Annotated in this window: 13 protein-coding genes; 8 read left to right on the forward strand and 5 right to left on the reverse strand. The window is 73.4% G+C overall.

Annotated features, from left to right (window positions below; translation table 11 throughout):
- Positions 1-14: 14 nt before the first annotated feature.
- The 4 genes from FFT10_RS08925 to FFT10_RS08940 all read right to left on the reverse strand — a co-directional run bounded on the left by FFT10_RS08925 (position 15) and on the right by FFT10_RS08940 (position 5895).
- Complete coding sequence (locus FFT10_RS08925) at positions 15-1616, reverse strand: ankyrin repeat domain-containing protein (protein ID WP_137732440.1); 1602 nt, start codon at positions 1614-1616, stop codon at positions 15-17.
- A gap of 184 nt (positions 1617-1800) precedes the next feature.
- Positions 1801-2787, reverse strand: coding sequence for a Bug family tripartite tricarboxylate transporter substrate binding protein (locus FFT10_RS08930; RefSeq protein ID WP_137732441.1), 987 nt, complete (start codon positions 2785-2787; stop codon positions 1801-1803).
- Between the two features lie 73 nt (positions 2788-2860).
- Positions 2861-3886 carry a LacI family DNA-binding transcriptional regulator gene (locus FFT10_RS08935; protein ID WP_137732442.1) on the reverse strand — a complete coding sequence of 342 codons (1026 nt, stop codon included), beginning with the start codon at positions 3884-3886 and terminating at the stop codon, positions 2861-2863.
- Positions 3883-5895 (reverse strand): beta-galactosidase, encoded by a 2013-nt coding sequence (locus tag FFT10_RS08940; RefSeq protein ID WP_137732590.1) that lies wholly within the window; start codon positions 5893-5895, stop codon positions 3883-3885. The genes FFT10_RS08935 and FFT10_RS08940 overlap by 4 nt, the downstream gene beginning before the upstream one ends.
- A 262-nt stretch (positions 5896-6157) precedes the next feature.
- On the opposite strand from FFT10_RS08940, the gene FFT10_RS08945 reads away from it, so the two are divergent.
- From FFT10_RS08945 to malG, 5 genes are read left to right on the forward strand one after another with little or no spacing between them, the layout of a single operon-like run.
- The gene (locus tag FFT10_RS08945) at positions 6158-8701 is read left to right on the forward strand and encodes a beta-galactosidase (protein WP_137732443.1); all 2544 of its coding nucleotides are present in this window, start codon (positions 6158-6160) and stop codon (positions 8699-8701) included.
- Between the two features lie 2 nt (positions 8702-8703).
- Complete coding sequence (locus FFT10_RS08950) at positions 8704-9867, forward strand: ABC transporter ATP-binding protein (protein ID WP_137732444.1); 1164 nt, start codon at positions 8704-8706, stop codon at positions 9865-9867.
- Positions 9864-11060 carry a maltose/maltodextrin ABC transporter substrate-binding protein MalE gene (gene malE, locus FFT10_RS08955; protein WP_137732445.1) on the forward strand — a complete coding sequence of 399 codons (1197 nt, stop codon included), beginning with the start codon at positions 9864-9866 and terminating at the stop codon, positions 11058-11060. The genes FFT10_RS08950 and malE overlap by 4 nt, the downstream gene beginning before the upstream one ends.
- Positions 11057-12577: a maltose ABC transporter permease MalF gene (gene malF / locus FFT10_RS08960; RefSeq protein WP_137732446.1), complete on the forward strand. Its 1521-nt coding sequence runs from the start codon at positions 11057-11059 to the stop codon at positions 12575-12577. Before malE ends, malF begins: the two co-directional genes overlap by 4 nt.
- Before the next feature lie 30 nt (positions 12578-12607).
- Positions 12608-13498: a maltose ABC transporter permease MalG gene (gene malG / locus FFT10_RS08965; protein ID WP_137732447.1), complete on the forward strand. Its 891-nt coding sequence runs from the start codon at positions 12608-12610 to the stop codon at positions 13496-13498.
- Here malG and FFT10_RS08970 read toward each other — a convergent pair.
- The gene (locus FFT10_RS08970) at positions 13488-14738 is read right to left on the reverse strand and encodes a glycoside hydrolase family 53 protein (RefSeq protein WP_137732448.1); all 1251 of its coding nucleotides are present in this window, start codon (positions 14736-14738) and stop codon (positions 13488-13490) included. The two genes, malG and FFT10_RS08970, sit on opposite strands and share 11 nt — an antisense overlap.
- 134 nt (positions 14739-14872) lie before the next feature.
- Here FFT10_RS08970 and FFT10_RS08975 point away from each other — a divergent pair, with 134 nt between their 5' ends.
- Genes FFT10_RS08975 through FFT10_RS08985 form a run of 3 tightly spaced genes read left to right on the forward strand, consistent with a single transcriptional unit; the run spans position 14873 to position 18453 of the window.
- A complete protein-coding gene (locus FFT10_RS08975) occupies positions 14873-15859 on the forward strand; it encodes a threo-3-hydroxy-L-aspartate ammonia-lyase (RefSeq protein ID WP_137732449.1) in 987 nt (328 codons plus the stop codon).
- Positions 15860-15870: 11 nt separating this feature from the next.
- Positions 15871-17376, forward strand: coding sequence for a S10 family peptidase (locus FFT10_RS08980; RefSeq protein ID WP_137732450.1), 1506 nt, complete (start codon positions 15871-15873; stop codon positions 17374-17376).
- 15 nt (positions 17377-17391) lie between these two features.
- Positions 17392-18453, forward strand: coding sequence for a 6-phosphofructokinase (locus tag FFT10_RS08985; RefSeq protein ID WP_137732451.1), 1062 nt, complete (start codon positions 17392-17394; stop codon positions 18451-18453).
- Positions 18454-18513: the final 60 nt, after the last annotated feature.

Below are 18513 nucleotides of genomic sequence, written 5' to 3' on the forward strand. Positions count from 1 at the left end.
CAAGTCCCGCCGCGTCAGGACGTTCCGAGGCGGCTGCCCCTTGGCGCCGAAGCGGCCGCCTGCTCGGCAACTGTCGCCATCGCATCGGGCCAGTGCGGCTCGGGCTGTGGCACCGGCGCGCCGGCGTCCAGCAAGAGCTGCAGCACGGCCGCGTAGTCGCCGCCTGGCACCGGTTCGTCGACACCCGCGTGCAGGCAGCTGCCGAGTGCATTGCCGCCGTAGCCGTTGCGCTCGTCCCAGCGGGCGCCGTGCTGGAGCAGCAGCGCCACCATCCCGGCATCACCGCGGAAGGCCGCCTGGTTGAGCGCGCTCGCGTCCCAAGGCCCGGGCACCGACACCGGCCAGCCCAGCGCCAGCATCAGCCGCACCGACGCGGTCTGCCCACGCTGCGCCTGCTCGGGCAGCAGGCGCAGGTCCATCGGGCCGAGCTGCTGCAGCAGCCCGGGCTGCGCCGCGAGCGCGGCGCGGGCACCGGTTGCGTCGGCCGCAGCGCAGGCGGCGAGGAAGCGTGACCGCAGGTCGTGCGCGGGCACCGCATGGCCGATGGCGGCGAGCCAGGCGACGACATCGGCCATGCCCACGCGTTCGGCATGCCAGGCCACGGCGAGGCCGTGGCTGTCGTGCGCGGCCGGGTCGGCGCCGGCGGCCACCAGCGCCTGGACGACGGGCAGGCCGCGGCCGCGCATCAGTGCGTGGTGCAGCGGCCGCATGCCGATGGTGGGGGACAGCTCGTTCGCATCGGCACCGAGCGCGAGTGCCTGTTGCAGGCCCGGCAGGTCGTCGTGGTCGAGCTGGCGGAACAGCGCATTGGTGCCGGCCCAGCGCGCACCGGCCTGCACCAGCGCGTCGAGGATGGACCGGTCGGCCTGCTCGGTGGCGTGGTAGAGCGATTCGTTGTCGTTGGGATCGGCGCCGGCGGCCAGCAGCGCGCGCACGGTCTCGCCGTCACCGGCATGCGCCGTGGCGCCGTAGAGCACTGGCAGAGGGTGTTCAACGCCCGGCAGACCCAGCCGGGTGTTGGCATCTGCCCCCTGCGCGAGCAGCCAGCGCACCGTGGCGCGCAGCCCCTCGCGGCACGCGGCGATGCGCGCCAGGCCCGAGAACGCGGCGATCGCGATCGGCGGCGCGGCCAGCGGCGGCAGCGGCGCGTGCACCTGCGGCGGCGGCAGCAAGCGCTGCACGGTGGCGAGGTCGCCACAGGCGAGCGCGAGGACGAGCGCCCCATCGCGCTGCGCCACCGCACGCGTCTGCGCCAGCGCCCAGGCACGCTCGGGCCGCGGCCGGCTGTAGCCCTGCCCGATCGCCCACGGCAGCCAGGCAGTAAAGAAGCCGGCATCGTCAGCCGCGCGGGCGCGGCGCCGCTCGACTTCCTCGACCAGCAGCGGCCAGCTCGCGAATCCAAGGTCGCGCGCGAGCACCAGCTGCGCCTGCGCGAGCGAGGCCCCGGCGTCGACCCGGTACGGTGCGGCGCGTGCCAGCGCCGCGGCGTCGCTCCGCTTCAGCGCGCGGTGGAGGTCGCGCGCCTGACGGCGCAGATGGTCGAGGTGGGGATGGTCGGGCAGAGCGCCCGGTCGGCGGGCCGACGGCGCGGCCGCAGGGGAAGTGGAGTCAGGCATGAGGCCTCCCAGTCACAGGGCCTGCGATCCGCGCGGTTCAGGCCGACTGAGGGCATCGAGAGCGCCCGGCAGGGCATCTCAGCTCAGGTGGGTTCAACCCTGCCCGCGGATCCGGGGGCGCCCTGAACGCGCCGCGGGCCGGATGCTACCGCGTGCCATGCCCGCACGGGCCGTCCGCCCGCCGTCAATCCATCTTCAACCCCAGCTTCCGGATCACCCCGCCCCAGCGCTCGTGCTGCTCCTTCACCGCCGCTGCATGCTCGGCCGGGGTGGAGGCCAGCACTTCGCTGCCGCCATCGATGAAGGCCTTGACGATCTCCGGGTCCTTCAGCGCGGTGGCCAGGGCGGCGTTGATCTTGGCCAGCGCATCGGCCGGCAGTTTGGCCGGGCCGAAGAACTGCAGGCCGCCCGACACGTCCACGCCTGGCACGCCGGCCTCGGCCATGTTGGGCAGCTTGCCCAGCGCCACGTAGGGCTTGGGGTCGGTGTAGGCCAGCATCTTCACCTTGCCGCCCTTGGCATTGGCCAGCGCGGTGGTGGGGCCGTCGAACAGGAAATCCACCTGGCCGCCCATCAGCGCCAGACCGGCGTCGGCCGAGCCCTTGAACGGGATGTGCGTCATCTGCGTGCCGGTAGCCTGCTGCAGCAGCTCGCACACCAGGTGCGAGGTGCTGCCCAGCGAGTAGCTGGCGTAGTTCAGCTTGCCCGGGTTGGCCTTGGCGAACTTGACGATGTCCATCACGCTGTTGAACGGCGAGTTGGCCGGCACCGTCAGCACCGTGGTGCTGCGCGCGGCGAACATCACCGGCGTCAGGTCCTTGAACGGGTCGTACGGCAGCTTGCTGAACAGGTGCGGGTTCTGCGCCGCGGTGACGCTGATGGTGTAGAGCAGGGTGTGGCCGTCGGCCGGCGCGCGCACCACCTCCATCGTGCCCAGGATGCTGGACGCGCCGGGCTTGTTGTCGACCAGCACCGAGGTGCCCAGCAGCGGCTGCAGCTTGTTGGCCAGCAGCCGGGCCTGGATGTCGGTCTGCCCGCCGGCCGGGAAGGGCACGACGATGCGCACCGGTTTGCCGGCGATCGGGAAGGTCTGGGCCTGGGCACCAACCCCAAGGCTCAGACCGGTGGCAACGGCAAGCAGGGTGCGCAGCAGCGCGGCACGGGTGGGCATGGGCAGTCTCCAGCGTGGCAGGGACGGCCATGGTGGCGCCAAAGCCCGGTGCGCCGGGCGGGGGAATCCACTGTCAAGCGGGTGACACCGGCCGGCCGGTGGAGGCCCGCACCACCAACCGCGGCGGCGCCGTCACCGCCATCGGCGGTGCGCCGTCGGGCCGGGCGCTGATCTCGGCCAGCAGCATCTCCACCGCCAGCCGCGCAGCTTCCGCTGTGGGCACGGCCACGGTGCTGAGTGCCGGGCGCATCTGCCGCGACAGCTGGATGTCGGTGATGCCGATCACCGACAGGTCGCGCGGCACCTCCAGGCCCAGCTCGGCGGCGGCCTGCAGCGCGCCGATGGCCGGCAGGTCGTTGGTGGCGAACAGCGCCGTCAGGCCGGGCGTGGCGGCCAGCAGGCTGTGGGCGGCATTGCGGCCGTCGTCGATGCTGTCGTGGCCATGGCGCAGCTGCGCCGGCGGCAGGGCCACGCCGGCGCGCGCCAGCGTGTCGACGAAGCCGGCGCAGCGCCAGCGGTGGTTGCCGCTGGGCTCGCTGGCCATCACCACGCCGATGCGGCGGTGGCCCAGGGCCAGCAGGTGCTCGGCAGCCAGCACGCCGGCCTGGCGGAAGTCCACCGCCACGCAGGGCAGGGCGGGCGGCTGGTCGGGTTGCTCCCACATGCACAGCACCACCGGCACGCCGCGCTGGCGCAGCGCGGCCAGCGCCTGCGGCACGACGAAGTCACCGTGCATCACGATCACGCCCTGGGCCAGGGCGCCGCCCACCGCATCCAGGTAGGCGCGCTCCTGCACCGGGTCGTCATTGGTGTTGCAGACCAGCAGGAAGTAGCCGGCCTGCCGCGCCGCCTGCTCCACCGCCAGCGCGAACTCGGGATAGAACGGGTTGGCGATGCTGGAGACGATCAGCGCCAGCGTGGCCGGCTTGCCCTCGACCAGGGCGCGGGCCATCAGGTTGGGCTGGTAGCCCAGGGCCTGCACGGCGGCCAGCACCCGCTGGCGGGTCTGCTCGCCCACCTTGCCGCGGCCACGCAGCACGTTGGACACCGTGGCCGCGGTGACGCCGGCATGGCGTGCCACCTCCACCAGCGTGGTCATGCGGCCGGGCCTTCCGGCACCCACCAGGCCGCCACGCCGGCACGCGCCAGCGTGGGCCCGCCCAGCAGGAACTGCGCCCCCGGCGGCGCCGGCACGGCCACCGGCTGCTCGCCACGGTGGATGGCGAATTGCAGCGCGCCGCGGCGGCGCAGCCGCAGCCCGTCGGGCAACGGCGTGGTGACCAGGCCGGCCTGGGCGGCGGCAGCGGCCAGCCACTGGCCCAGTGTGCCGGCATCCACCACGCCGGCATGCGCATGCCAGCGGCCGTGCTGCAGCCAGGCCGGCCAGCCGTCGGCATAGGTGGCCTGCACCTGCACGCCGTCGGCCGGCGCCAGCAGGTCGCGCCATTGCAGGCCGTGGGCGCCTTCGGCCAGCGCCTGGCCATCGGGCTGCTGCAGCGGCAGCTGGCGGCCGGGCCGCAGGGATTCGACGCCGTGCACCCGCATCGGCAGGCCGGCGGCCAGGTCGCCCGGGGGCAGCGGCACCGGGATGGCCATGTCGGCCGTCTTGCTGCCCGCACGCGGGCCCAGCACCACCACGCCGGGCAGGGCCAGCGCCTGGGCGGTGAAGGCTGGCGGCGCATGCAGCAGCGACGGCACCACCACCAGCGCATAGCCCTGCAGCGGCGCGTGCGGCGGCAGGATGTCGACGTCCAGCCCCAGCCCCCGCAGCGCCGCGTGGTAACGCATCGCCACACCCAGGCCGGGCATGTCGGCGCCATGCGGCTGCACCGCCGCCATCCACAGCGACGGGAAATCCAGCACCAGTGCCACCGGCGCCGGCCGCGGCGCCAGGGCCTGGGCGTCCAGACCCAGGCGGGCCAGCTGGGCGGGCAGGGCGGCCAGCTCGGCGGCCACCGCGGCGGCTTCGTCGCCGCCGGTGTCGCGTTCCAGATCGGGCCGGTGCAGGCCGGAGTGCATCTGCTCCTGCGCATAGGGCAGCTGGCGCCAGCGGAAGTACGACACCAGCTCGGCACCGTGGGCGAAGGCCTCCCAGGTCCAGGCGCGCACCATGCCCGGCGCGGGCAGGGCGTTCCAGGCGGCCCAGTTCACCGGGCCGGCCTGCTGCTCCATCACCCACCAGCGGCCACTGCCGCAGCCGCGGTAGAGGTCATGGTGGAAGCCGGTGATGTCGGGCGCGCCGGTGGTGGCCCAGCGCAGGCGCTCGGCCTCGTCCAGGCCGGGGGCGATGTCGGTGTGGCCCAGCGGGTAGCTGTCCCAGCTGCTGATGTCGCAGTCGGCGCCCAGCGCATGGGCGTCGACATCGGTGAACAGGCCCATGAAGTTGTGCAGCACCGGCACGCCCGGCGCATGCACGGCCAGCAGCGCGCGCTGGCGGCGGTGGTAGGCCAGCACCGCGTCGGCGCAGAAGCGGCGCCAGTCCAGCGCATGGGCGGGCAGGGCGCCACCGGGCTGGCCCACCGGGAAACCGATGTCGTCGAAGCGGGCCCACTGGGCGCTCCAGAACACCGTGCCCCAGGCGGCGTTCAGCGCGTCGATGCTGCCGTGGCGTGCCGCCAGCCAGTGGCGGAAGGCGGCCAGCGCGGCCGGCGAGTACGAGGCCACCGTGTCATGGCAGCCGTATTCATTGTCCAGCTGCCAGGCCACCACGGCCGGATGGCGGCCGTAGCGCTGCGCCATCGCGCCGACGATGCGGTCGCTGGCGGCCAGGAAGGCCGGGCTGCTGAAGTCGCAGTGCCGGCGGGAGCCGAAGGCCTTGGGCTGGCCCTGGGCGTCGATCGGCAGCACGTCCGGGTGGGCATCGACCAGCCAGTGCGGCGGCGCCGCGGTGGGCGTGCCCAGCACCACCTGCAGGCCTTCGGCGGCCAGGGTGTCGATGGCCTCGTCCAGCCAGGCCCAGTCGAATCGGCCGGCTTCGGGCTCCATCAACGCCCAGGCGAACTCGGCGATGCGCACCACCCGCAGGCCCAGTTCGCGCATGCGCCGGGCGTCGTCGCGCCACAGGTGGCGGGGCCATTGCTCGGGGTAGTAGCAAACGCCCAGGCGCAGGGGCAGGTCGTCCAGGGTCACGGTGTGATTCAGTTAAGCGATTAACTTCGATTGGAGCAAGGGACGGGTGCGGCTGTCAACCACCGTGGCCGCCTGCGGCCAGGCCGCTGCGCCAACGGTTTGGCGCAGGGGGAACTGCATCCAGCGGCGTGGCCATGTGCCCTCGTGATCACGGGTTAACCCGCATTGCCGCTGCCAGTGGGCTGCTGCTCTACTGATGGTGGATTAAACGATTAACCCGCTGCACTGCCGACCCTGCGCCATGGCCGCCCTGTCCGAAGACCACCGCCCTGTGCTGGCCGTGCCCCCGGCCCCGCCGGTGCCGGACCGCGGCTTCCTGAACCTGGGTCACCACCCTCACCCGCTGCGCACGCTGGCCATCGACAGCCAGCACCTCAGCCTCGACGGCCGGCCCTGGATGCCGGTGATGGGCGAGTTCCACTACAGCCGCTGCCCGGCCGGCGAGTGGGCCACCGAGCTGGCCAAGCTGCGCGCCGGCGGTGTCGACGTGGTGGCCACCTACGTGTTCTGGAACCACCATGAGCCGCAGCCCGGCCGCTGGCGCTGGGACGGCCAGCGCGACCTGCGCCGCTTCTTGCAGCTGGCGGCCGCGGCCGGCCTGCTGGTCTACCTGCGCCCCGGCCCCTGGTGCCATGGCGAGGTGCGGCTGGGCGGCTTCCCCGACTGGCTGCCGGCCACCGGCCCACTGCGCTGCAACGATGCCGGCTACCTGGGGCGGGTGGCGGCGCTGTTCGGCCAGGTGGCGCAGCAGGTGCGCGGCCTGCTGTGGCGCGATGCCGGCCCGGTGATCGGCCTGCAGCTGGAGAACGAGTACGGCGAGACCGGCCCCGGCCGCGGTGCCGAGCACATCAGCGCGCTCAAGCAGCTGGCGCTGGACGCCGGCCTCACCGTGCCGCTGTACACCGTCACCGGCTGGCCCACGCTGGACATCCCGGCACGCGAGGTGTTGCCGGTCTCCGGCGCCTATGCCGACGGCTTCTGGCAGGGCGCGCGCGGGCCGCTGCCGCCGTCGGGCGTGTTCCTGTTCAACACCCGGCGGGTGATCGGCGAGATGGGCAATGTCGACGGCACGCCCGCTGCCGGGCTGATCGACACCCGCCGCTACCCGTTCTGCCTGGCCGAGGCCGGCGGCGGCATGCACCAGAGCTACCACCGCCGCCCGGTGCTGGGCGCCGACGACGTGGTGGCCACCATCCTGGTGCAGCTGGGCTCGGGCGCCAACCTGGTCGGCTATTACATGTTCCATGGCGGCACCAACCCGGTCTGCGCCACCGGACCGCTGAACGAGACCCAGGCCAGCGGCTACCCGAATGACGTGCCGCAGTGGGGCTATGACTTCCATGCGCCGCTGGGCGCCCATGGACAGGTGCGGCCCTCCTGGGGCAGGCTGCGGCTGCTGCACAGCTTCATGCAGGGCTTCGGCGACCAGCTGGCGCCGCTGGCCGCGGTGCTGCCTGCCGCCGGGCCGTTCGATCCCGCCGACCGTGACCAGCCGCGCCTGGCGCTGCGCGCGGCAGGCCGCGGCGATGCGGTGGCCGGCTTCGTCTTTGCCAACCACCATGTGCGCCACCACCCGCTGCCGCCGCTGCCGGCGTTGCAGTGGCTGCTGCAGGCCGAGGGCACACCGGCGCAGCCGATGCCGCTGGGCGGGCCGCTGGCGCTGCAGCCGGGCCAGTGCGCCATCTGGCCGGTGGGCCAGCGGCTGGGCGGCGTGCGCCTGGCCCAGGCCACGCTGCAGCCCTTCACCCGCTGGCAGGCCGGTGCGTCCAGCACCTGGGTGGGCGTGGCGCTGGACGGCCTGCCGGCCGAGCTGGTGATCGACGCCGACGGCCTGGCGGCTGCCACGCTGGACGGGCAGCCGCTGCCGCTGCTGGCGCTCGACGGCTCCACCGCCGCGCTGGCCGGCGGCGGCCTGTTGCAGCGTCAGGGCACCCACTGGCTGCTGCGCCTGGGCACCGTCGACCAGCCGTTGCTGCTGGCGCTGACCGATGTGCAGGGCCACGCGCACCAGCTGCTGGTGCTGCCCCAGGCGCTTGCCCAGGCCTGCCAGCGGGTGCAGATCGGCGGCCAGCCGCGGCTGCTGCTGTCCAGCCACCCGGCCACTTGCAGCCCGGCCGGTGAACTGGCGCTGCACCGGCCGGCCCACCAGCCCGGCTGGTGGCAGCTGTGGCCGGGTGAGGGCCTGTCAGCAGCGCCCGGTCCGCTGCCGCTGCCCGGCCTGCCCGGCGCCTGGGCCCGCAGCGTGGCCGCCGATGCCGACAGCGGCCCCTGGCCGCTCCAGCCGGTGGCTGAACAGGCCCCGGGCCCCACGCCAGCGCTGCGCTGGGGCCCGCACCTGGCCTGGCGCGATGGCCCCGTGCCGCTGGTGCCCGACGAGGCCGACCACGCCGCAGCCGCCCGCTGGGCGCTGCCGCTGCCAGCCGCGGCCACCGCCGCCTTCGCTGCGCTGCAGGCCCGCTCGCCCGGCGCGCGGCTGTGGCTGCAGCTCGACGTGGTGGGCGATGTGCTGCGCCTCTGGGCCGATGGCACGGTGGTGGACGATCGCTTCTTCGACGGCTCGCCCTGGACGCTGGCCGTCGACCGCTGGCAGCAGCCCGGCGGCGGCTGGCCGGTGCTGGCGCTGACGGCGCTGCCGATCGATCCCGAGCTGCCGGTGTTCCTGGAAGATGCCGCGCGGGCCCAGGCCCGGGCCGCGGCCGCCCATGGCGGCGCGGTGCTGCAGGGCGCGCAGCTGCAACTGGAGGCGGTGGACCGGGTGCGGCCGCTGCCGGCCGTCGGCGACTGAGCATGGCCGACATCCGCCTGCACCAGGTCGGCAAGACCTACGCCAACGGCGCCGCCGCGCTGCACGGCGTCTCGCTGGCCATCGCCGAGGGCGAGTTCTGCGTCTTCGTCGGCCCCAGCGGCTGCGGCAAGAGCACGCTGCTGCGCATGATCGCGGGCCTGGAGGACATCACCTCCGGCACGCTGGAGATCGGCGGCCGCCGCGTCAACGACCTGGCCCCGTCGGAGCGCGACGTGGCCATGGTGTTCCAGAACTACGCCCTGTACCCGCACCTGAGCGTGGCCGCCAACCTGGGCTTCGGCCTGCGCCTGGCCGGGCTGAAGCGCGACGAGGTGACCCGCCGCACCACCGAGGTGGCGCGCCTGCTGCAGATCGACCACCTGCTCGACCGCCTGCCGCAGGCGCTGTCGGGCGGCCAGCGGCAGCGGGTGGCCATCGGCCGCGCGCTGGTGCGGCAGCCGGGCGTGTTTCTGTTCGACGAGCCGCTGTCGAACCTGGATGCCGCCCTGCGCCAGCAGACGCGCCAGGAGATCGCCCGCCTGCACCGCCAGCAGCCGCGGGCCTGCAGTGTCTACGTCACCCACGACCAGGGCGAGGCCATGACCCTGGCCGACCGGCTGGTGCTGCTGCAGCCGCCGGCCGCCGGCATGCTGCGGCCCAGCGTGGCCCAGATCGGCGCGCCGCTGGCGCTGTACCACCGGCCGGCCAATCTGTTCGCTGCCGGCTTCCTGGGATCACCGCGCATGAACCTGCTGCCGGCCCAGGTGGCGGGCCACACCGCCGCCGGCCTGCAGTTGCAGCTGGACGCCGGCGGTGTGCTGCTGCAGCTGCCGCCGCTGGCCGCGGGTGTGGCCATGCCCGCGGTGGGCAGCGCCATCACGCTGGGCGTGCGCGCCGAGCACTGGCAGCTGCAGCCACCAGCTGCCGCGGCCAGCACCGCGCTGCTGGCGAAGGTGCAGTGGCTGGAACATCTGGGCGACCAGAGCCTGGCCTTCCTGGCCACGCCGGGCGGGCTGAACCTGGCGCTGCGTCTGCCGCCCACGGTCGCGCCAGCCCTGGGCGATGCGCTGGCGCTGCAGCCCGACGCCGCCCACGCCCATCTGTTCGGTGCCGACGGGCAGAGCCTGGCGCCGGCCAGCGGCCCGTTGTTCACGCCCGCGGCATGAGCTGGCGCCGTCGCACCCTGCTGCAGGCCGGCCTGGCCCTGGGGCCGGCGGTGGCATCGGCCCAGCCGGCCCAGGGCGATGGCCTGCTGCTCTGGATCAACGCCGACAAGGGCTACGAGGGCATCGCCCGCATCGGCGCCGACTTCACCCGCGACACCGGCGTGCCGCTGCGGGTGGAGCATCCGGAGAACGGCGTCTCGAAGTTCGAGCAGGCGGCAGCCGCCGGCAAGGGCCCGGACATCTGGATCTGGCCGCATGACCGCGCCGGCAGCTGGGCCGCCAGCGGCCTGATCCGGCCGGTGGCACCGGCGCGCCGGCTGCGCGAAGCCATCGAGCCGCTGGCCTGGAGCGCCTGGCAGATGGGTGGCCGCACCTGGGGCTGGCCCATCGCCATCGAATCGGTGGCGCTGCTCGTCAACCTCGACCTGGTGCCTGAGCCGCCGCGCGACTGGGAGGCGGTGTTCGCCATCGACCGCCAGCTGCGCACCCGCGGCAAGCGGGCCATCATGTGGCCGTACAACGAGTTCTACTACACCTACGCCATCATGTCGGCCGGTGGCGGTTATGCCTTCCGCCGCCACAGCGACGGCAGCTTCGACGCCGCCGACAACGGCATCGACCACCCCGGCACCCAGGCCGGCATGGCGCTGCTGCAGCGCCTGGTGGGCGAGGGCCTGGTGCCACGCACGGCCACCTATGCCGAAAGCGAAGCGGCCATGAACGAGGGCCGCGTGGCGATGACGATCAACGGCCCCTGGGCCTGGAACAACCTGCGCCGCAGCGGCCTGCGCGTGGCCGCCGCGCCGCTGCCGGCGCTGGGCGGCCAGCCCGGCCGGCCGATGGTGGGCGTGCTGGGGGCCATGCTCAGCTCCAACAGCCGCCAGCCGGTGCTGGCGACCACCTTCATCGAGCAGTACCTGCTCAGCCCGGCCGGCCTGCGGGCGATGAATGACCATGTGCCGCTGGGCGTGCCGGCCGACCGCGCGCTGCTGGACGAGCTGCGCGCCGGCAGCCCGCTGATCGCCGGCACCCATGCCGCCGCGGCGCTGGGCGAGACCATGCCCAACATCCCCGAGATGGCCCGTTTCTGGACGGCGATGAACACCGCGGTGCAGAGCATCACCCAGGGCCGCGAGGCGGTGGGCCCGGGCCTGGCGCGGGCGGCGCGGCGGGTGCGGGGCGGCGGCGCATGAAGCCGGTGACCGGCTGGCTGTGGGCGGTGCGCGGCATCGGCGCACTCGCGGTGCTGGGTGCGCTGGCGCTGAGCGTGCTGATGCACCGGGCCAGCGCGCCCGGCTGGGCCGCCGGCGCGTTGGCGCTGGCCGCGCTGCTGGTGGCGCTGATGCTGTCGCGCCGGCTCTATGCCTGGCGCTATGTGCTGCCGGGTCTGCTGGCGGTGGCGCTGTTCATCGTGCTGCCGATGGGCTTCACCCTGGCCATCAGCCTGACCAACTACAGCTCGGCCCACCTGCTGTCCTTCGACCGCGCCACGGCGGTGCTGCTGGCCCGCACCGACAGTCAGGGCCGCGGCATGGATTTCCGGCTGCACCCGGTCGATGGCGGCCAGCTGCGCTTCCACCTGGTCGACGATGCCGGCCGGGCGTGGCAGAGCGCGGCGTTCCAGCCATCCACGGCCGCCGGAGCGCCGCTGCCGCTGCAACCCGCCGCCGATGCGCCGGCCAGCGCCCCGCTGGACGCCCGTGCGCTGGTGGCCCTGCTGCCGCAGCTGCAGGCCCTGGCGCTGGCCGGGCCAGACGGCCTGGCCTACCGGCTGGCCAGCCTGCAGCGCGTGGCCGACCAGGCGCCGCGCTACCGCCAGGTCGATGCCCAGACCCTGCAGGACCTGCGTGACGGCCGCCCGTTGCGCGCCGACCTGGCCGCCGGCCAGTGGCGCGATGCCGACGGCCGCGCGCTCGAGCCGGGCTTCCGCACCGGCGTGGGCCTGGCCAACTACGCCCGCATCTTCGGCGATCCGCGTTTCCTGCAGCCGTTCATCTCGGTCTTCGCCTGGACGGTGAGCTTCGCCACGCTGAACACGCTGTTCACCTTCGGCCTGGGCCTGGTGCTGGCGGTGGCCGTCAGCTGGCCGGCGCTGCGCGGGCGGCATGTCTACCGGCTGGCGCTGTTCCTGCCGTATGCGGTGCCGGCCTTCATCTCGATCCCGGTGTTCCGCGGCCTGTTCAACGAGAACTTGGGCGAGATCAACCTGGTGCTGGACATGCTGTTCGGCGTGCGCCCCGGCTGGTTCAGCGATGCCACGCTGGCCCGTGCCATGGTGCTGGCGGTCAACACCTGGCTGGGCTACCCGTACATGATGATCCTGGTGATGGGTCTGCTGCAGGCCATCCCCGACGAGCTGTACGAGGCTTCGGCCCTGGCCGGCGCCGGGCCGCTGACCAACCTGTTCCGCATCACCCTGCCGCTGATCGCGCGGCCGATGGCGCCGCTGCTGGTGGCCTCGTTCGCCGCCAACTTCAACAACCTGACGCTGATCGCCCTGCTGACCGAGGGCGCGCCCGACCGCCTGGACACCGAGGTGCCGGTGGGCGCCACCGACCTGCTGGCCAGCTACACCTACCGCATCGCCTTCAACGACGGCGGCCAGAACTACGCGCTGGCCTGCGCCATCTCCACCCTGGTGTTCCTGCTGGTGGCGGCGCTGGCGGTGCTGCACCTGCGCCTGTTCCGCCCGCGCCCGCCCGCCCGCTGACCCACCGCCACCCGCCAGGAGACACCGCCCATGCCCATGGTGATGAAACGCTCGCAGCGCTGGCGCGTGCTGGCCCTGCATGCCTTCCTGATCGGCTTCATCACGCTGTCGCTGCTGCCGCTGCTGATGATCGTGTCGATCTCGCTGCGGCCGGGCAACTTCGCCGGCGGCAGCATCCTGCCGCGCGAGATCAGCTGGGAGCACTGGCGCCTGGCCCTGGGCCTGCCGGTGCTGGATGCGCAGGGCCAGCTGGTGCCGCCGCCGTTCCCGGTGCTGCAGTGGATCGCCAACTCGCTGAAGGTGGCCCTGCTCAGCGCCACCGCCGGCCTGCTGCTGTCGGTGACCAGCGCCTATGCCTTTGCGCGGCTGCGCTTTGCCGGCCGCCAGGCCACGCTGAACGCCATGCTGCTGCTGCAGATGTTCCCGTCGGTGCTGGCCCTGGTGGCGCTGTATGCGCTGTTCGACCGGCTGGGCGACTGGGTGCCCTGGCTGGGCCTGAACAGCCACTGGAGCCTGGCCCTGGCCTACACCGGCGCGGTGGCCCAGCACATCTGGCTGATCAAGGGCTACTTCGACAGCGTGCCAGCCGAATTGGAAGAGGCCGCCGCGGTGGACGGCGCCAGCCGCTTCCAGGCCTTCGTGCTGGTGCTGCTGCCGCTGGCCCGGCCGGTGCTGGCCGTCGTCTTCGTGCTGGCCTTCCTGGGCGCGATGATCGAGTACCCGGTGGCCTCGGTGCTGCTGCATGACGAGCAGCAGCTGACGCTGGCAGTGGGCTCGCGGCTGTTCCTGTTCAACCAGCGCTACCTCTGGGGCGACTTCGCCGCCACCGCCATCCTGGCCGGCCTGCCGCTGACGCTGATGTTCATGCTGATGCAGCGCTGGCTGGTCTCGGGCCTGACGGCCGGCGGCGTCAAGGGCTGACCGGCGCGCCGGCGCGCGGCGCCCAGGGCGCGGCGGCACGCAGGGCGCCCAGGCCGGGCAGCGGCTTGCCCTCGGGCGTGAACAGCGTCTGGTTGGCCCAGCCATTGCCGTCGCCGGTGCGCCAGCCGGCGCCGGGGACCGGCAACCAGGCCGGTTCCCAGTAGAAGACGCCCAGGCCCTGCGGCACGTCGGCCACCGCCTGCACCACATCGGCCAGCAGCGCCACCTGGCCGGCCGGCGTGGCCGGGTAGCCCGAGGCGGCCACCCGCTCCGGGTTCAGCACCTGGGGATGGCCGGCCGGCGGCTCGGCCGTCCAGCCGTAGGCCGTCTCCACCACCACCAGCGGCTTGCCGTAGCGGGTCGACAGGTCGGTGAGGTTGCTGCGCAGGCTGGCCAGCGCGCTGTCGAAGTAGGGGTACCAGCTCAGGCCGATCACGTCGAAGGCCACGCCGTCGGCCAGGAAGCCGTCGAACACCCGGCGGAACAGCGCGTTGTCGCCGCCCTTGGCCAGGTGCAGCATCACCGGCAACGGCGCGCCGCCGCGCAGCGCATCGGTGTCGCGCACGCCGGCGATGCCGGCCTTCAGCAGCGCATGGAAACCGGCCGTGCCGCCGATGGCTTCGCCCGGCGTCTGCTGCCAGGTCTTGCCGTCGGGCCAGAGCATGCCGCCGTTGATCTCGTTGCCCACCTGCACCATGTCCACCCGCACGCCGGCCTGGTGCAGCTGGCGCAGCACATCGGCGGTGTAGCTGCGCACGGCGGCCTGCAAGGCCGGGCCCTGCAGCGCGGCCCAGGCGGCGGGCTTGCGCTGGTGGGCGGGGTCGGCCCAGAAATCGCTGTAATGGATGTCGAGCAGCAGCTTCAGGCCCTGGGCCTGGGCGCGGCGCGCCAGCGCGATGGTCACGTCCAGGCCGTTGTTGCCGCCGCCCACCGGCTCGCCGGCGCGCGAGACCACGCGGCCGTTGTCGACCACATCGTCGGCATTGACCGGCGTGTGCCACAGCCGCAGCCGCGCCCAGTTGAAGCCGGCTGCCCTCAGCAGCTGCAGCGCGCTGGCCGGCGTGCCGTCGGCGGTGGCAAAGCGGCCGCCGCCACGCTCCACCGCGTCCAGCGTCGACACATCGGCGCCCAGGATGAACTGGCCGGCGTGGCGGGTGGCCGGGGCGGCGGTGGCGGTTTGGGCCTGGCCTGGCAGCGCGGTCAGCAGCAGGGCGGTCAGCAAGACATGGACGAGCGACATGGCAACTTCCAGATCGAAGATTAAACGTTTAACCTGACTGGAGTATCGCCGAGGCGGGGCCAGTGCGGCCTGCTGGAATTCCCACCCGCCGGTCCTGGCGGCCAGGCCGCCAGGGCACTGGTTATGCTGCGGCCATGACTGCACTTGCCATCTCCTTCGCCGACATCGAGGCCGCAGCCGCCCGCCTGGCCGGCGTGGCCCACCGCACGCCGGTGTTGCGCTCCCGGACCGCCGATGAGCGCACCGGCGCCCAGGTGTTCTTCAAGGCCGAGAACCACCAGCGCATGGGCGCCTTCAAGTTCCGCGGCGGCTACAACGCGCTGGCGGCCTTCACGCCCGAGCAGCGCCGCGCCGGCGCGCTGGCGTTCAGCTCGGGCAACCATGCGCAGGCGATCGCGCTGTCGGGCCGGCTGCTGGGCATTCCCACGGTGATCGTGATGCCCCACGACGCGCCGGCCGCCAAGCTGGCGGCCACCCGCGCCTACCAGCAAGGCCAGTCAGGCAGCGAGGTGGTGATCTACGACCGCTACACCGAAGACCGCGCCGCCATCGGCCAGCGCATCGCCGCCGAGCGGGGCATGACGCTGATTCCACCGTTCGACCACCCGCATGTGATGGCCGGGCAGGGCACCGCCGCACTGGAGCTGATCGACGAGGTGGGCCACCTCGATGCACTGCTGGTCTGCGTGGGCGGTGGCGGGCTGGTCTCGGGCTGCGCGGTGGCGGCCAAGCACCGCCTTCCCGGCATCACCGTGGTGGGTGTGGAGCCCGAAGCCGGCAACGACACCCAGCAGAGCCTGGCCGCCGGCCGCATCGTGCACATCGACGTGCCCAAGACGATCGCCGACGGCGCGCAGACCCAGGCCAGCGGCCAGCTCACCTTCCCGGTGATCCAGGCGCTGGTGGCGCGCGTCGTCACCGTCAGCGACGCACAGTTGGTGCGCAGCATGCAGTTCTTTGCCGAGCGGATGAAGCAGGTGGTCGAGCCCACCGGCTGCCTGGCAGCCGCCGCGCTGCTGGAAGGCGTGGAAACCTGGCGCGGCGCCCGTGTGGGCGTCATCCTGTCCGGCGGCAATGTCGACCTGCCGCGCTATGCCGAAATGCTGGCCACCCCGGCCTGAGGAGCCCCCACATGTCCGACACCGACAAGACCTCCGCCGACAGCAACGACACCGCCAAGCGGCTGCGCGAGCGCGCAGAGCGCCTGCTGACCCGCCCCGCGGTGACCAAGGACGACAGCGTGGTGCTGGCCGACGGCCGCACGCTGGCCTACACGGTGAAGGCCGGCTTCATCCCGGTGCTCGGCCAGGGCCTGGGCCTGGTGGCCAGCGAGCCGCAGGCGGCCGTCTTCACCACCGCCTACAGCCTGCGCGATGCCGGCCCGGCCCGCCCGGTGTGCTTCGCGTTCAACGGTGGGCCGGGCTCGTCGTCGATCTGGCTGCACCTGGGCGCGCTGGGCCCGAAGCGGGTGCGGGTCAATGACGACGCCAGCCTGCCGCCGCCGCCGTATGCGGTGATCGACAACCCGCTGACCTGGCTGGACCACTTCGACCTGGTGTTCATCGATCCGCCGCACACCGGCTGGTCGGTCAGCGCGAGTGAAGACGCCCGCAAGCAGCACCTGTCGGTCGACGGCGACGTCGAGGCGCTGGCCGAGGTGATGCGCGGCTGGCTGGCCGCCAACGGCCGCTTCGGCGCCCCGCTGTACCTGTGCGGCGAGAGCTACGGCACCACCCGCGGCGCCGCACTGGCCGACAAGATGACCGACCTGGGCCTGGCCTTCACGGGCGTGATCCTGGTGTCCTGCGCGATGGACCTGCAGACGCTGGTCTTCCGGCCGAAGAACGACCTGCCGTATGCGCTGTTCCTGCCGGCCTTCGCCGTCACCGCGCAGTACCACGGCGCCCTGCAAGGCGCGCTGGGCGCCTCGCCCGAGGCGGCCCGCGTGGCGGCCGAGGAATTTGCGTCAGGCGACTACCTGGCCGCGCTGCATGCCGGCGCCCGGCTCACCAGCCAGGCCTTCGGCCGCACCGCCCAGCGGGTGGCCGAGCTGACCGGCCTGCCCCGCGGCGTGGTCGAGGAACAGAACCTGCGCATCGGCGATGCCTGCTACTTCGTCGAGGGCCTGCGCGCCCGCGGCCTGCTGGTGGGCCGGCTCGACAGCCGTGCCACCGCGCCCCTGGGTGCCCGTCGTGAGCGCGACATGCTGTTCGACCCCGGCATCGAGTCGGTGCTGGTGCCCTACACCGCGGCCGCCATGGCCTACCAGGCCAGCCTGGGTCTGCCGACCGACCAACGCTATGAGGTGATGTCGGGCGACGCCCACAAGGTCTGGCGCTGGGTGCGTGGCCCGTCGGATTCACCCGGCGGCGATTCGGCCGGCTTCACCACCACCAGCGACGACCTGGCCCGTGCCATGCGCCGCAACCCGAACCTGAAGGTGCTGGTGGCCAGCGGCCGCTACGACCTGGGCACGCCGTATTCCGCCACCGATTGGTCGCTAGCACAGCTCGACGCCCCGCCGGCCGTGCTGGCGCGCATCACCCACCGCTACTACGATGCCGGCCACATGATGTACACCCGCCAGGCCGATCTGGCCCAGCTGCATGCCGACCTGGCCGCCTGGCTGGCGGCCTGAGCGCCGGAGCGGCGCGTGCACATCGGCATCCTCACCGGCGGCGGCGACTGCCCGGGCCTGAATGCGGTGATCCGCGCCGTGACGCTGGCGCTGGTGCACCAGTGCGGCGCCCGGGTCACCGGCATCCGCCGCGGTTTCCTCGGGTTGCTGACCAACGAGGTGCTGCCGCTGGACGCGGCGGCGGTGGCCGGCATCCTGGCCCAGGGCGGCACCATTCTGGGCACCCACAACCGCTGCGATCCGTTCCACTACTTCGGCGCCGGCGGCGCCGATGTGTCCGACCAGGCCCTGGCCAACGCCAAGGTGCTGGGGCTGGACGGCCTGGTGGTCATCGGCGGCGATGGCACCATGGCCATCGCCCACCAACTGCACCAGAAGGGCCTGCCGGTGGTGGGCGTGCCCAAGACCATCGACAACGACTTGTGCCACACCGACCGCAGCTTCGGCTTCGACAGCGCGGTGGCGGTGGTGGCCGAGGCGCTGGACCGGCTGGAGACCACCGCACGCAGCCATGGCCGGGTGATGATCGCCGAGACCATGGGCCGCTATGCCGGCTGGATTGCGCTGGAAGGCGGCATGGCCGGCGCGGCCGACGTGATCCTGCTGCCCGAAGTGCCGTGGTCGCTGGACGCGGTGGTCGCCCGCTGCCGCACGCGCGAGGCCCGCGAGGGCTACAGCCTGATCTGCATCGCCGAGGGCGCCCACGCCGCCGGTGCGGGCCTGAGCGTGGCCCAGACGATTGCCGACAGCCCCGACCCGCTGCGCCTGGGTGGCGTGGGCGCGCTGCTGGCCCACCAGCTGCAGCCGCTGCTGCACAGCGAGGTGCGCGCCACCTTGCTGGGCCATGTGCAGCGCGGCGGCTCGCCGACGCCGTTCGACCGGGTGCTGGCCACCCGCTTCGGTTGGCATGCCGCCGAGCAGGTGCGCCAGGGCTGCTGGGGCGGCATGGTGGTGCTGCAGGGCGACCGCCTGGGCCTGGTGCCGCTGGCCGACGTGGCCGGCCGCAACCGCCCGGTGCCGTCAGACAGCCCCACGCTGGCCGCGGCCCGTGCGCTGGGGGTGTGCCTGGGCGATTGAGCCGCTGCCGGACGATCCATCCACACGCCGAGCGTTGAGTCTGCACGCTCGCCTTGGTTC

This window comes from Pseudaquabacterium pictum (assembly GCF_005403045.1).
Lineage (GTDB): Bacteria > Pseudomonadota > Gammaproteobacteria > Burkholderiales > Burkholderiaceae_C > Pseudaquabacterium > Pseudaquabacterium pictum.

Coding starts and splice junctions, on each gene's coding strand:
- FFT10_RS08925 (WP_137732440.1), bottom strand. CDS start 1,616: ATGCCTGACTCCACTTCCCCTGCGGCCGCGCCGTCGGCCCGCCGACCG.
- FFT10_RS08930 (WP_137732441.1), bottom strand. CDS start 2,787: ATGCCCACCCGTGCCGCGCTGCTGCGCACCCTGCTTGCCGTTGCCACC.
- FFT10_RS08935 (WP_137732442.1), bottom strand. CDS start 3,886: ATGACCACGCTGGTGGAGGTGGCACGCCATGCCGGCGTCACCGCGGCC.
- FFT10_RS08945 (WP_137732443.1), top strand. CDS start 6,158: ATGGCCGCCCTGTCCGAAGACCACCGCCCTGTGCTGGCCGTGCCCCCG.
- FFT10_RS08950 (WP_137732444.1), top strand. CDS start 8,704: ATGGCCGACATCCGCCTGCACCAGGTCGGCAAGACCTACGCCAACGGC.
- malE (WP_137732445.1), top strand. CDS start 9,864: ATGAGCTGGCGCCGTCGCACCCTGCTGCAGGCCGGCCTGGCCCTGGGG.
- malF (WP_137732446.1), top strand. CDS start 11,057: ATGAAGCCGGTGACCGGCTGGCTGTGGGCGGTGCGCGGCATCGGCGCA.
- malG (WP_137732447.1), top strand. CDS start 12,608: ATGCCCATGGTGATGAAACGCTCGCAGCGCTGGCGCGTGCTGGCCCTG.
- FFT10_RS08970 (WP_137732448.1), bottom strand. CDS start 14,738: ATGTCGCTCGTCCATGTCTTGCTGACCGCCCTGCTGCTGACCGCGCTG.
- FFT10_RS08975 (WP_137732449.1), top strand. CDS start 14,873: ATGACTGCACTTGCCATCTCCTTCGCCGACATCGAGGCCGCAGCCGCC.
- FFT10_RS08980 (WP_137732450.1), top strand. CDS start 15,871: ATGTCCGACACCGACAAGACCTCCGCCGACAGCAACGACACCGCCAAG.